12 protein-coding genes are annotated in these 14,813 nt (G+C 33.2%); 3 read left to right on the top strand and 9 right to left on the bottom strand.

All coding sequences use genetic code 11. The features are described from left to right. Positions 1 to 101: 101 nt before the first annotated feature. The 8 genes from B3L86_RS10205 to B3L86_RS10170 all read right to left on the bottom strand — a co-directional run bounded on the left by B3L86_RS10205 (position 102) and on the right by B3L86_RS10170 (position 8,491). Positions 102 to 2,615 (bottom strand): PIG-L family deacetylase, encoded by a 2,514-nt coding sequence (locus B3L86_RS10205; protein WP_291118499.1) that lies wholly within the window; start codon positions 2,613 to 2,615, stop codon positions 102 to 104. A 123-nt stretch (positions 2,616 to 2,738) separates the two neighbouring features. Next, a complete protein-coding gene (locus B3L86_RS10200; RefSeq protein WP_291118496.1) occupies positions 2,739 to 3,209 on the bottom strand; it encodes a hypothetical protein in 471 nt (156 codons plus the stop codon). Positions 3,210 to 3,292: 83 nt separating this feature from the next. Further along, a complete protein-coding gene (locus B3L86_RS10195) occupies positions 3,293 to 5,125 on the bottom strand; it encodes a hypothetical protein (protein ID WP_291118494.1) in 1,833 nt (610 codons plus the stop codon). 37 nt (positions 5,126 to 5,162) lie between these two features. Next, a complete protein-coding gene (locus B3L86_RS10190; protein ID WP_291118491.1) occupies positions 5,163 to 5,693 on the bottom strand; it encodes a mechanosensitive ion channel domain-containing protein in 531 nt (176 codons plus the stop codon). 15 nt (positions 5,694 to 5,708) lie between these two features. After that, on the bottom strand, positions 5,709 to 6,293 hold the full coding sequence (locus B3L86_RS10185; RefSeq protein ID WP_291118489.1) for a Maf-like protein: 585 nt from the start codon (positions 6,291 to 6,293) through the stop codon (positions 5,709 to 5,711). Continuing rightward, positions 6,286 to 7,212, bottom strand: coding sequence for a geranylgeranylglycerol-phosphate geranylgeranyltransferase (locus B3L86_RS10180; RefSeq protein ID WP_291118486.1), 927 nt, complete (start codon positions 7,210 to 7,212; stop codon positions 6,286 to 6,288). Before B3L86_RS10180 ends, B3L86_RS10185 begins: the two co-directional genes overlap by 8 nt. A 6-nt stretch (positions 7,213 to 7,218) precedes the next feature. Further along, a complete protein-coding gene (locus B3L86_RS10175; RefSeq protein WP_291118483.1) occupies positions 7,219 to 7,746 on the bottom strand; it encodes a KdsC family phosphatase in 528 nt (175 codons plus the stop codon). After that, positions 7,730 to 8,491 carry a Rossmann-like and DUF2520 domain-containing protein gene (locus tag B3L86_RS10170; RefSeq protein ID WP_291118480.1) on the bottom strand — a complete coding sequence of 254 codons (762 nt, stop codon included), beginning with the start codon at positions 8,489 to 8,491 and terminating at the stop codon, positions 7,730 to 7,732. Before B3L86_RS10170 ends, B3L86_RS10175 begins: the two co-directional genes overlap by 17 nt. A 150-nt stretch (positions 8,492 to 8,641) precedes the next feature. Between B3L86_RS10170 and ccsA the strand changes: the two genes are divergently transcribed. Together ccsA and B3L86_RS10160 are read left to right on the top strand one after the other, a co-directional pair. Next, positions 8,642 to 11,788: a cytochrome c biogenesis protein CcsA gene (ccsA, locus tag B3L86_RS10165; protein WP_291118476.1), complete on the top strand. Its 3,147-nt coding sequence runs from the start codon at positions 8,642 to 8,644 to the stop codon at positions 11,786 to 11,788. 10 nt (positions 11,789 to 11,798) lie between these two features. Beyond that, entirely contained in the window at positions 11,799 to 12,386 is a 588-nt protein-coding gene (locus tag B3L86_RS10160; RefSeq protein ID WP_291118473.1) for a glutathione peroxidase, read from the top strand. 96 nt (positions 12,387 to 12,482) lie between these two features. Here B3L86_RS10160 and B3L86_RS10155 read toward each other — a convergent pair whose 3' ends face one another. Next, on the bottom strand, positions 12,483 to 12,989 hold the full coding sequence (locus B3L86_RS10155) for a GNAT family N-acetyltransferase (RefSeq protein ID WP_291118470.1): 507 nt from the start codon (positions 12,987 to 12,989) through the stop codon (positions 12,483 to 12,485). Between the two features lie 128 nt (positions 12,990 to 13,117). On the opposite strand from B3L86_RS10155, the gene menD reads away from it, so the two are divergent. Then, the gene (menD, locus tag B3L86_RS10150) at positions 13,118 to 14,779 is read left to right on the top strand and encodes a 2-succinyl-5-enolpyruvyl-6-hydroxy-3-cyclohexene-1-carboxylic-acid synthase (RefSeq protein ID WP_291118467.1); all 1,662 of its coding nucleotides are present in this window, start codon (positions 13,118 to 13,120) and stop codon (positions 14,777 to 14,779) included. The last annotated feature ends 34 nt before the right edge of the window (positions 14,780 to 14,813 follow it).

Raw genomic sequence — 14,813 nt, 5'->3', positions numbered from 1 at the left:
AGAAAAGTTTTTCATGATAAAATAAAAAACCAAGATATAAATGGCATTGGCAATCAATATCCATACATATACGTTCTTTAAATTTGAGTTCTTATTTTCTGTCATGGTTGATTAGATTTTGAGCTAATTGAAATCATGTTGGCAAACAATCGAAAGGCTCCAGGCACTGCTGCAGGAAGTTCTCTAAAAAAGCTTAATCCGGTGTAAATGTAATGTCCTTTTCCGTAAGGGGCAACTAATAAACTTCCGTTTTTTGGTTCTTCGCCTAAATCATTGGAAGAAAGAATAGGGGTAAAGGTTGCATCCCATTCATTTGGAAAATACAAACCTTGTTCTTGAACCCAGCCTTCAAAATCTTTGGAAGTGATTTGATTCGGAAAATTTAAAACTTTATGATTGGGTGCCAAAAAACGAACTTCGGCATCTTCTTCGGTAACTCGGTCTCTTGAAATCTTTAAGTGAAAAGGAGCAATTTCCTTTACGGTCAACTTTCCTGTGGTGTTGTATTGCACAATCATGGTGTTGCCTTCTTTTACAAAATCAAAAAGCAATTGCTGTTTGAATGCCAATTCTTCAACCGTATTATAGGCTCTGATTCCGACTACTACCACTTGATATTTTTTCAAATTTTGAACGGTAATTTCTTCAGGTTTTAAAACGGTTACTTCATAGCCCATTTGCGATAAATAGGTAGGCACTTCATCACCGGCTCCCATGATATAAGCTATTTTTTCACCATTCGTTTTAAGGTCTAAACGAATAAATTTAGCAGAAGCTGTAGATAAGACCTGTTGTGTTGCAATGTGGTTATACGAAATGAGCAATTGTTCTTTATCTTCCACTTTCCCATCAATAATAGCGATGCTTTTGGTTTGAATTTCTTCCACTTGACTTGGAGCGGTAACTTGAAAGGTAAAGGTAGCTTCTGCACCTTTTTTGGATAATTCAAAAGGAATTTGTTCCGGATTTACTTTCCAATTTTTAGGTAAATCAAGTTTTAAAATGCCGTTAATATTGTCTTTCCCTGATTTAACTAAAACAGTTATGGGTTGTGTTTGTTGGGCTTGAAAAATTTTAACCTTGTCCACTATAGAAGTAGTTGCTGTTGGAACAACATCCAACGGTTTATATACTTCGCCGTGAACCGGGTCGTTGTATTTGTAAATGATTTCTTTTTCAAAAGGAATGTTTACGTTATTTATGATGATTTCAAACCTAACTTTTAGTTGCCTGATGATATCCGGTAAACCAATTCGCTCTTGTTCATCAACACGATACATGCCAACAGTCCCCTCTTTTCTGAGCCAATAGGGTTCTGTATATTCAAGATTTTGAGGGATCAACAGCTCTGCTTCAAAAGTTTCAGAAATGTTGTTTTGTAATGCTTTATTTTCGATTATAAATTTTCCTTCCGGAAGGAATGTCATCCCTTTTAAAACCATTGGAATGACACTTCGGTTAATGGTTTCTAATTTTACTTTTAACAAACTTCCCGGTGTAATGCTTTGTTGTGCTGCAACACCTTCCAGATATAATCCGGCACAAGCTTGAATGATTTTTTTAAGTTCGTCAGATTTTATTGTTTTCCAATGTTCGTCTTCGGTTTTTTGTAGCATTTCATAAGCCGAAACAAGCATAGGAATACTGGCGGAAGGGTTTTTGAAATCAAATTTCTTTTCAACTTCTGAAAGAATTTTTCCAATTGCAGCACCACCTTTTACACGGTTCCAAGAAGTGTCAATGCCTTCAAAAATGTTTTTATTGTCTGTTGGAACAGTTCCTTTTATCAATTCCAAATATTCAATTTCTTCTCCTCTGCTTCCTGTGCTTCCAAAACCTTGAGATTGGTGACGACTTCTACTTAATGCGGCAATTTCTTGATTTGATTTTCCGAATAAGGGATAATAAATTCCGGTTTCAAAGTTTACTAAGTTCTTTTTGTCTGCCTCATCAAATTTTTCTCTACTTCCATAAAACCACCATGATGTGTTGAAAAATAAGCGTTTTGGTTGCCAAGTTGAAACATAATTCAATTGATTTGGAAAAATATTTTTATCATTAATCTGATCAAAAATTTCAAGAGCAAGTAAAGCCGAAGAGGTGTGATGTCCATGTGTTGTTCCCGGCGAACGATGGTCAAAACGATTGATAATTACATCGGGTTTGAATTTTCGAATCACATAAATCATGTCTTCTTTCACCTGATCTTTGTCCCATATTTTCAATGTTTCATCCGGAATTTTAGAATAACCAAAGTCATTGGCACGGGTAAAAAATTGTTCACCGCCATCAATTTTTCGGGCTTCAATAAGTTCTTGTGTTCTGATAACGCCCAATAATTCGCGTAACTCTGTTCCGATAAGATTTTGCCCACCATCACCTCGGGTTAAAGACAAATAGGCTGTTCTTGCTTTTTGATGATTGGCCATGTAGGAAATCAATCGCGTGTTTTCATCATCCGGATGAGCCGCGATATAAAGCACCGAACCTAAGAAATTTAATTTTTGAATGGCATGATAAATTTCAACAGCTGAGGGTTTTTCAGGTTGTTGAGCAAAAAGTGAGGCAAAAGAAAATAGGCTAAATAAAAAAACAAAATATATTTTTTGTTTCATAAATCAGGATTAATTGTCGGATTTCAAATATACTAATTAAAGAGACTTTATTTTTTATTTAAAATATCTTTAACAAAAAAAACAGAGGTATTGAGCCTCTGTTTTTTAATGATTAATAAGTGTTTAATTTTTTGTTTTCTTTCCTTTAGAAGTATTGTCACTTGAATTTGATTTTTGATTTTTAGGTTTCAAAGCAGTAGTTTTTTGCTTGGGATTGTTTTTGGTACCAATTGTTTTTTGAGGACTTCCTTTAAAACCTTTCGGATATTTTACTTTATGGTTGTTAAAATGAACATAAGGTGTTGGACCATGGTAATCTGTTAAAACAACTTTATATCCCGAATAGAAATCATACTTTTTAAATTTTCCCGGTAAATTTCTTTTTCTGTACCATTTTCCTTTTTCAAAATAGACATATTGTGATTGTTGTACATCATAATATATTTCAATGTCCGGTATGTAATAATAGCGAACCTCAGTATAACCTGCAGGACCCCATGGTGGTGGTGTTCCAATAGTAACGTTTACTTGAGAGAAAGCGGTTGCTACAAATAAGAGCAGTAGTGCTGTAAATCCTAATTTTATTGGTTTCATAATTTAAAATTTTAGTTAGTACAAATCTTAATCTAATTAAATCTTGCCAAAATTATGCCATTTGGAAATGATAAGTCATGAAATCAATTATATGTTGCAGTTCGTGGTTTGTTAATTTCAAAGTCAAGATAACCAAAATCAGAGGTTTGAAAGGAATTGGTGTTGAATATGTTTTCTCCTTGATTTGGTATTTTAGGATAAAATGAAAAAGACAACTGAAAGTTGTTGAATACCAAATAATCATTAGTGAGAATAACTCCTAAAGTATATTTGTTGAAACCTTCACTTTTTTTGAAACCATTGGCACCATCACCCAACAAAGCAAGACTATAATTAAAAAAAGGACTAAAACGAAATCCTGCCCAATTCCAAGGAGAATAAGTTTGCGATTGGAGCGATAGAACTATTTTTTTTGTACCTAGTAATTTTGGACTGTTGAAGCCTTGAATACCATTATTTTCGTTAATATTCAATCGGTCACCTTCAGAATTAAGTCGGTTATTGCCGATAATAATATCGTTTTTTATAAAATGTCGCATTTTCCAACGCCCCATTTCAATTAAAGGAGTAAAATAATTTACTTGTGATACAAAGGTGTTTTGTTCGGTGCTTTTATCTCTGTAAAAACTTCCAAATTCAAAATTGGTGCTCAAATAGCCCCAACTGAAATAATTTCCCAAAGTAGCTCTAAGTCCTAAATATAATCTACTGCCTTCATTTTTTCTTTGATAACCTGCAGTAGTTCCAAAATACTTTCCAATAGGAACGTCTTCGGTTATTCCGTAATTGAAAATATAGCTATCTTGAACAAAACTTCGATTTGAAATTCCAATACCACTTAAAATAAATTTTTCGTCAGAAAAGAAATTAATACTATCAGATTCTATAGAAGGTTTTTCAATGAAATCTACATTTAAAAGACGAAGCGTGGTTATCAAATTGGTTTCTTTGACAAAATTTCCATTACCTATATTTATTGGCAAGGAATAACCAATCCAGGCATCATAGGTATCTGATTTAAAATTTTCTTTCTTGTATTGATTGGGGGACAAAGGCAAACTGTCTTGTAAAAATTTGTTTTCATACTGAAATCCACCGGCCCATCTTGTGTAGGGGGAGATAAAAGTTCGTTCTACTTGAATTCCTTTAGTGTAATTATCTTGTAAATCAATTTGATAATTTAAAGTGGCTCTTATAAAAGTATTTTTGATGTTGGGTAACGTATATCTTGTGGATAAAGCAGACTTGGAATCGTCAATATTTTGTCGGAACGAATTGGACCAATCATGACCTAAACCTAAAAAATTACGCTCTCTAACTTCATAAGTTACCCTACTAGTGGTTGGCGTAACGTTAGGAATTAAACTCCAAGAATCTAAAACGCGAATAATAACATCAACACTATCCGATTTTGACGAAATCATTTGAGGTTCAATTTGAACGCTTCTAATGTAACGTTGGCTTCTAATGATACGCTCACTTTCATAAACCAAAAGCGTGTCCAAACGATCGCCTTTTTTTAGTAGTAATAAATCTTTGATAATGAATTGTTTGGTTTTTGCATGCAACGTATTGCCAAGTTTAGATGAAAAACGCGTTGGCTTGGCTGCAGTATCCGATGTAGAATAACCAAAAGGATCTAAAGTGGTGATTTCAATATTTCGAATTATTTTGTTCTCGTAATTCTGAAAATTTTTTCGTTGAATTCTTTTGGTGTGTTTGTTTAAAGTAGGTTTCGTTTGAACTGTTCTAAACACTAAGCCATGCACAAATTTGGTGAATTTACTTTTTTTAGAATAGTTTTCAATGTCTTTATATGCAGTTATTATAGTATCTTTTTTTGTTGTATTATCTTGGCTGTAGCCGGGAAAACTACAAATTAAAAAAACCAAGACAACAACTTTTTTAGGTATCATTTATTTTTAAATCATTTTCATTAAAACCCATTCCATTTTAATCGGTAAATTCTCTTGTTTCCTTTTCAGGATAAATGATAGATACTCCTTTTTGCAATAACAAACTGTTTGGATAGGTGATAATTTCTCCTTCTTTGGTTTTTAAATAGGTGTGAAACCCTCTAATATCTTCAATTTCTGCTTCGATTGGAAAATCTTTATCATGTATTTTAATGGTGTCACCAATTTTAAAAGGTGCGGAAAAAAACAAAATTATTCCCGATGTTACATTACTTAAAATCGACCATTGTGCGAACATGGCAACGCCAATAACAGCAAAAATAGAGGAGGTTACAAAAACTATATTTTCAGGTTTAACACCCCAAATCACAAACAACGTTATTACAGCAATTGTGCCAATTAATATATTGAAATACTTTATTACTAATTTTGTTCTATGCTCTAATATTTCACTTATTCTGGCAAAACGTTTCACGATTTTAGCAATTAGTAAGCGAACAATGATTAAAACAACTAGAACGAAAAGTGTTATTATAACTTCTTTTATATACTCATTAAAAAGTCTCATAATTATAAAAAATATTTAAATAAATGTAGCTAATTTTTTAAATACAAGATGCACGGGCATTCCTACAACATTTGCATACGAACCTTCCATTTTTTTTATACCAATCCAACCAATCCATTCCTGAACACCGTAACTTCCGGCTTTGTCAAAAGGTTTAAAATTATCAAGATAATACCGTATCGATTCATCAGATAATTTTTCAAATGTTACTTTTGTTTTGTCATGAAAAACGTCAGTAGTTTTATTTGTTTTAAAACAAACAGAGGTTATTACTTCATGTGTTGTATTGGATAAATCAGACAACATTGTAAATGCATCATCATAATTTTTGGGTTTGCCCAACGCTTTTTCATGCAACCAAACAATCGTGTCGCTGGTTATTAAAACATCATCCTCCTTAAGTTCACCGTCAAATGCAGTTGCTTTTAAAACCGCTAAATAATCGGTGATTTCTTCAGCCTTTAGATGTTCCGGATAAACCTCGTCAATTTCTTTGAGTTTGATTTCAAAATCTACACCCAAATCTTTAAAAAATTCTTGCCTTCTGGGCGAACCCGAAGCCAGAATGATATTTTTATGTTTTAGTTTATCTCTAAGCATTCCATTTTATTGAATAAGTGATTACTACAATTGACATAATTCCAAAGAAAATAACCACTTTCAGCACTTTTGAAATGGTTTGAAAATCTTCAGTTGTAGCAGCTTTCCAGCTTTTTATCATAGTTAGTATTAATGGTGCAACTACCGTTACCAATGCATACAACGTAGCAATCAATAAATTGTTTTCAAACAAATTGGTATTCGTATAATTTATCAAAAGGAGCAACGCAATCAGGTGTAATACAAAAACAATTTTTGCAGTTATTTTTGTGCCAATTAATACAGGCAAAGTTTTGGCTCCAACGGTAAAATCACCTTTGTAATCTTCAGCGTCTTTTACTAATTCTCTAATCAAATTGATAAAAAAAGCAAAAAATGCATAATCAATTAAAATTTTAAACATAAGACCCATTTGTTCCCGATTGGCATCATATATTGCCGGATATAAATCAAAAACACCAATTAAAAGTACACTTACGGCTGTTAAACAAGCAATTAATAAATTACCAACAAGTGCAATTTTTTTGAGTTGCGTAGCATAAAAATACAAAGAAGCCGCAATAAATATAAAAATTACTGCAAAACTGGGGCGAAGTATCACATTTGAAAGATAGAACCCAATGGCAACACCGGTTAAATTTAAAGAAACATACAAATTGTAGGCTATGTTTTCGGATATAGATTTGCCTATAATTTGTTTTTGAGGTTTATTAATTTCGTCTGTATCTTGATCAAAAATATCATTGATAATGTATCCTGCTGCAGCCAAAAGTACCGTTGCTAATACTAAAAGCGAAAATTGCCAATCAGCTAATGCTAAAGGTACATCTTGATGAATCAAAAAACCATAGCGAAAAGAAAATTGCATCAAAGCAAGCAAAATCAAATTTTGATAACGAATAAGTTTTAAAAATTTCATCGGGAGTTAATCTAATTTTCCATTAAAATAGGTATTCCATTTTCCTTGAACTTTCATCACTTGTTCAATGACATCTCTAACGGCTCCTTTTCCACCTTCTTTATGAGAAATATAAGTTGAAATAGATTTGATTTCCGGACATGCATCTTGCGGACAAGTGGGCAATCCTACCAATTGCATCACATGAAAATCCGGAATATCATCGCCCATATAAAGCACGTTTTCAGGATTGATTTGATACACATCACAATATTCTTTAAAGGTTTCCACTTTGTCAGGTGAACCCAAATGGATATCAGTTATACCCAAGTTTCGTAGTCTGATCCGAACACCTTCGTTACTACCACCGGAAATAATACAAACATGATAACCGCTTTCAACAGCTGCTTTCATGGCAAAACCATCGCGAATGTGCATTTCTCGAAGCAGTTCTCCGTTTTGAGCAATATGAACGGTTCCATCTGTTAAAACACCATCAACATCAAAAATAAATGTGGTAATGGTATTCATTAGTTCTTTATAGCTTTTTGTCATGATCTATAATAGATTTTGTTATGAGTTTATAAATTTCTATTTGATTTTCATCTGATAAAAAATGCAAATGCGTGTTAATCGTTTTAGTGTCACCTCTTTTTGCAGGTCCGGTTTGAGCTTCATCCGGACTTTTAATTGCAATTTTATTTGCTGTTTCCTGAATCAAAGGTTGTAATATGGAAAAAGGCAACTTGCTTTCTTCACAAATTTCAGCTCCGATACTATACAGATGATTGACAAAATTACACACAAAAACAGCTGCAACATGCAACGCTTTTCGCTGTTGAGAAGATATCGAATAAGTCACAGCTGAAATGCTTTTTGCTAAAGTTTCAAGTGTTTCGTAATCTGACGAATGCTCGCTTTCTAAACAAATAGGAATTTCTTTAAAATCAACCGGTTTCCCTTTTGTAAATGTTTGAAGCGGATAAAAAACACCTCTTCTGTTATTGGGATGTATCTGATTCATTTCAGAAGAACCCGAAGTATGAACAACCAAACTGTTTTCAAATGGGAGCTGAGAAGAAACAGCTTCAATTGCATTGTCTGAAACCGCTATTACAAAGACATCAGCATTTTTAAATTCCGAAAAATCAGAAATAATCTTATGGTTTTCAACCAAATTGGAAACAGCAGCTTTGTTTCGGGCAAAAACTTGAACCAAAACAACTTCCTGACTTTTAGAAAAAGCCTGAATTAAATGTTGAGCAACGTTCCCAGAGCCTATTATACTTACTGAAATCATTTGGCTAAAATACTAAAAATTGAATGGAACAAATGTAAAATTAAGAATCATATCAACAAACCTTAAAAGCAACTTAAAATATGCATAAAAAAATAGGGTGTTCCTACTTTTCTCAGTATTTTTGTGCTTCAAATAATTAGGATTTCTCCAATGGTCAACAAAATTACTTCTGTACTTTTTTCTACAAAATTAATGGCTCTTTTATTTATCGGATTTGCAGCAGCCATGGCAGCCGGAACTTTTATTGAAAGTTATTACAACACCGATACAGCAAGAATCTGGGTTTACAACGCCTGGTGGTTTGAAGTAATCATGGTGTTTTTTGTGATTAACTTCATAGGAAACATCAAACGCTACCAACTTTGGCGTAAAGAAAAATGGGCTACGCTGTTAATTCACATGTCGTTTATTTTTATTTTAGTGGGTGCTTTTGTCACACGTTACATCAGTTTTGAAGGTATGATGCCGATAAGAGAAGGAGCTACTGAACGTATTTTTTACTCAGACAAAGCCTATCTAAGCGTTCTTGTTGATGGTGATTACCAAGGCGAAATGAAACGCAAAACGATTGAAAAGCCTCTCATTTTATCGCAAGCGGCATCCAATGATTTTAAAATTAATGACAATTTTGATAAAACACCATTTTCAATTCGTTACAAAAAATACATCATGAATGTAACGGAAACCTTGAAGGAAAATGAAAATGGAGAGTATTACATCAAATTAGTTGAATCTTCCGAAGGAACGCGTCATGAACATTATTTGAAAGCGGGAGAAGTTCAAAACCTGCACAATATTTTATTTGCGTTCAACAAACCAACTCCGGGAGCAATTAACGTTACCATGGAAGGCGAAAAACTATACCTGGAATCAGCTTTTGGAGGTGATTTTATGCGAATGGCTGATCAATTAAAAGGGAATGTTTACAAAGATTCGTTGCAAGTTTTGCAACTTCGTTCGTTATATAATTTAGGGGGAACTCAATTTGTTTTTCCTGAACCGCCAATTAAAGGATTGAAAGAATTTCAGTCAAATAACGATTGGAAAGATTTGCAATCGGACGATGCTTTAATGGTAACTGTTGAAGCAAATGGTGAAAGCAAAGAAGTAACATTAGTGGGTGCAAAAGGAAAAATGGGCATTCCGGAATCATTTAAATTGGGTGATTTGGAGTTTACATTACTTTTTGGAAGTAAAGTGTATGAATTACCTTTTGGTATAAAACTGAATGATTTTATTGCGGAACGTTATCCCGGAACATTGAATAATTATGCTTCTTTTGAAAGTAAAGTAACTGTGGTGGATAACGGAAACGATTTTGATGCTCGAATTTTTATGAATAATATTTTGGACCATCGGGGTTATCGTTTTTTTCAAGCTTCTTTTCATCCCGATGAAAAAGGAACGGTACTTTCTGTAAATCACGATTTTTGGGGAACTTGGATAACCTATATCGGTTATTTCCTTTTGTATTTGGCTTTAATGGTTATTATGTTTGATAAAAACACGCGTTTTGCGGATTTGAAACGAAAATTAGAAAAAGTGAAATTGAAAAAAGCAGGATTGTCAATCATCGCTTTTTTGGTAGTGACAACTTCTGCTTTTGCTCAGGAATCGCTTCACAATGCAAAAAAACCTAGTCTATCTGAAATTGAAGCTTTTGTCGAAAAAAATATTGCCTCAAAAGAACATGCGGCTAAATTTGGAGCGTTAGTCATTCAAGACCAAGGCGGACGAATGAAGCCTGTAAATACGTTCTCTTCAGAATTATTGCGAAAAGTAAGCAAGAGTGATCATTATAAAGGATTTAATTCAGATCAGGTGTTTTTGTCGATGTCACAATATCCCTTTTATTGGATGGAAATACCCATCATTTATTTGAAAAAAGGAAATGACAGCATTCGAAAAATAATTGGAGTAGATAAAGAAGCCAAGTTTGCACCTTTTGTAAATTTCTTTGATAAAAATGGAAATTATTTGTTGTCAGACTTAGTGGATGAAGCTACTAAAGCTGCAATTCCTAATCAATTTCAAAAAGATTTTATTGAAATAAACAAACGCGTCGTTTTATTGAATACCGCTTTTAGCGGAAGTATTCTTCGATTGTTCCCCATTCCTAACGATGAAAATAACACCTGGATTTCGTATCCGGAAATGAATGAAACAGAAGACAAAGACATTCAAATGATTAAAAATTTGATGCCTTTATATATGAGTGTTCTTCAAGAAGCTCATCAAACTAAAGGTTATGCAAAAGCAGATGAATTGGTTGAAGGCATTGAAAAATTTCAATTAAAATTTGGAGAAAAAGTACGCCCTTCTGAAAAGAGAATTCATTCTGAAGTGCTGTATAACAAGTATGATATTTTTAAACGCTTGTTCTATTTATATATGATGGCCGGTGTTTTAATGTTGATCTTTACAGTGATTCAAATTTTTAAATCAAATAAAGTAATCAATACCACAGTAAACATTTTTCATTGGGTTATCGGATTTTTATTTGTGCTTCACACCGCTGGTTTAATTGTTCGCTGGTATATTTCCGGTCATGCTCCTTGGAGTGATGCTTATGAATCAATGATTTATGTGGCTTGGGCTACCATGTTTTTCGGCTTGGCTTTTGACAGAAAATCAAAACTTACGGTGGCATCAGCTTCATTTGTTACAGCAATGATTTTGATGATTGCCCACTGGAATTGGATGGATCCTTCGATTGCTAATTTACAACCGGTGCTGAATTCCTATTGGTTAATGATTCACGTTGCCGTTATCGTTGCCAGTTATGGTCCGTTTACCTTAGCCATGATTTTAGGTATTGTTGCGTTGCTCTTAATGCTGCTTACCAATGAGAATAATAAAGTAAGAATGAAATTAAATATTCAGGAAATAACATATATCAACGAAATGGCATTAACCATTGGTTTGGTAATGTTGACTATCGGAAACTTTTTAGGCGGTCAATGGGCCAATGAAAGTTGGGGTCGCTATTGGGGTTGGGATCCAAAAGAAACATGGGCTTTAATCAGCATCATGGTTTACGCCTTTGTGATTCATATGCGTTTTGTTCCTTTCTTTAGAGGTTTGTTTGTATTTAATTTTGCAAGTATTATTGCGTTTTATTCCATTATGATGACTTATTTTGGTGTAAATTTCTATTTAACCGGATTGCATTCGTATGCTAGTGGAGACAAAGTAGTGACACCGAATTTTGTATATATTTCAGTAATTGTCGTAATTATTCTAGGAATTTTTGCGTACATCAATTATAAAAAACATTTAAAAGCAAAACAAGTTTAAAAAAGTAACTATGAAAAAAGTAATTTTAGCGTTCAGTTTGGTAGTTTTTATCAGCTGTCAAAATCAGGCACAAAATAAAACAACAACCACTTCAAAAATCGAAAAAAACACTATGACAACAGAAAATGTATATCAGTTCAAAGTAACTGATTTAGAAGAAAATGAATTTGATTTTGCTTCGTTGCGAGGTAAAAAAGTGATGATTGTAAATACGGCTTCCAAATGTGGATTAACTCCACAATACAAAGATCTTCAAGTATTGTATGAAGAATATAAAGACAAAGGATTAGTAATTATTGGTTTTCCGGCTAATGATTTTATGTCACAAGAACCAGGAACTAATGAAGAAATCGGAGCTTTTTGTGAAAAGAATTATGGTGTAACGTTTCCAATGATGAGCAAAATTGCTGTTAAAGGAAATGAAATGGCTCCAATTTACCAGTTTTTAACGCAAAAAGCTAAAAACGGATTGCAAGACAGCGAAGTAGAATGGAACTTTCAAAAATATTTACTAAACGAAAAAGGAGAATTAGAAAAAGTAATCAGCCCAAGAACAAAACCAAATGACAAAGAAATATTGGATTGGTTAGCAAGTTAAATTAACGTATATTGAACCAAGTGGTTACGAACACAGATTAGAAAAATCAGATAAATTTTTAAAATTTTATTGATTTCTTTAATCTGTGTTCTTCATTTATACATTCTCTTCCAAAATTAATTGCATAATTACGGAATCCAACCAACGGTTAAATTTAAACCCGGATTCTTTTATAATGCCAACAGTTTTAAAGCCATGTTTTTCATGAAAAAGAACACTTTCTTTATTTTCAGCATCAACTACACCAATCATCGTGTGTAGTTTTTTGTTTTTAGCATCTTCAATTAAATGTTGAAGTAGTTTGCCGCCAATTCCTTTTCCTTTGAAATCATTCGAAATATAAACAGAATGCTCAACAGTAAACCGATAAGCTTCACGAAATCGAAATTCACCATACATGCCAAAACCGGCTACTTTATCTTCAACAACAGCCACAACAACCGGAAATCCTTTTGCTGTTTTTTCAGCTAAAATTTGAAGTTGTTTTTCCAATGTTCTCGGCTCATAATCATACAATGAAGTGGAATGAAGTATGTTGAAATTAATAATTTCTAAAATAGCTGGAACATCAGTTGCTGTATAAGGTCGTATTTGAATTGCCATATGTTGAAAAGTTGTTCAAATATAACAAAACTTTAGACGTTGTAGGAGGTGTTTTTATTTTACTAAAGTTTAAATTTGTGTTCTAATAGCGTTTTTTTTTAACGCTTTCTTTTAATAGTTGTTTACTAATGAAATATCCAAAAATACCTTTGGCTCAAAGCCTGCTCGAAATTTGTGAAGCAAAAGGTATACAACATATTGTAATTTCGCCAGGTTCACGTAATGCACCGCTAACTCTTGGGTTTACAAATAATCCATTTTTTACTTGTTATAGTATTGCTGACGAACGTTGTGCTGCTTTTTTTGCGTTGGGAATCGCTCAACAAATCAATAAACCGGTTGTGGTGGTTTGCACTTCGGGTTCGGCGGTGTTGAATTTTTATCCGGCTGTGGCTGAAGCTTTTTACAGCATGATTCCTTTAGTTGTGATTTCTGCGGACAGACCTTTGGATAAAGTTGATATTGGTGACGGACAAACCATCAGACAGGAAAATGTTTTAGCCAATCATACCATATATAATGCCAACTTAACTGAAATAGCATCAGAAGAAAACGATATAAAAATCAATGGTGCTTTCAATACCGCAATGTTGAAATCAGGACCCACACATATCAATGTGCCTTTTGAAGAACCATTATATGAAGTAGTCGACTCACTTTCGGTGGATTCGTTAATTTTACCCTTGATTAAAGAAGAAGAAATTGTTTCTCTTGAAGAAATATTTGCGGCTACAAACATTTGGAATACAGCTAAAAAGAAATTGATTTTGATTGGAACAATGCCACCCAATACATTAGACACTGCAATTATTAATCATTTGGCAAATGACCCTTCGGTGGTAGTATTGACCGAAACAACTTCAAATGTGCATCATCCGAATTTTATACCACATATCGATACATTAATTACTCCTTTTGCGGATGCTGATTTTGTAGCATTTCAACCGGATATTTTAGTCACTTTTGGTGGCATGATTGTTTCAAAACGTATCAAATCTTTTTTGAGAAAGTACCAACCGAAACACCATTGGCATGTTGATTCGCATCGAGCTTATAATACTTTTGGTTGTTTGACGCATCATTTTAAAACAACACCACAAAAGTTTTTCGAGAAATTTTTGTTGTATGTGATTTATAAAGATAGCTATTACCAAAATTACTATCTAACTATTTTAAAAGACAGACTTTCAAAACATGAAACCTATTTGAACAAAATCGATTTTTGTGACTTGAAAGTTTTTGAACAATTGTCCACTTGTTTTTCTGATGCTATACACCTTCAAATTTCTAATAGTTCAGCCATTCGATATACGCAATTGTTCAAATTCAATCCTTCAATTCCTGTGTTTTGCAATCGAGGAACCAGCGGTATTGACGGAAGTACTTCCACAGCAATTGGAGCCGCTGTTGCATCACAAAAACCAACTATTTTGATTACGGGTGATGTGAGTTTCTTTTATGATAGTAATGCGTTGTGGAACAATTATATGCCAAAAAATTTCAAAATTATTGTAATCAATAACGGTGGAGGCGGTATTTTCAGAATTTTACCCGGACATCAGGAAAATGATACTTTTCATACCTATTTTGAAACGTCACATTGCTTGACTGCTGAAAATTTAGCTAAAATGTATAGTATGAAGTATACAAAAGCAAGTTCAATAGAATCTTTAAAACAAGAACTAACATCGTTTTTTGGTAATTCAGAACAGCCGCAAATTCTAGAAGTTTTTACGCCAACCTATGATAATGATAAATTGTTGAAGGATTATTTTAAAAACGTAGTTTAATTTCTCGCATTTTCATTTTTAGGTATTCTTTAAA

This window comes from Flavobacterium sp. UBA6135, assembly GCF_002428305.1.
Taxonomy (GTDB): domain Bacteria; phylum Bacteroidota; class Bacteroidia; order Flavobacteriales; family Flavobacteriaceae; genus Flavobacterium.
This window is presented reverse-complemented; position numbering and strand designations above follow the sequence as displayed.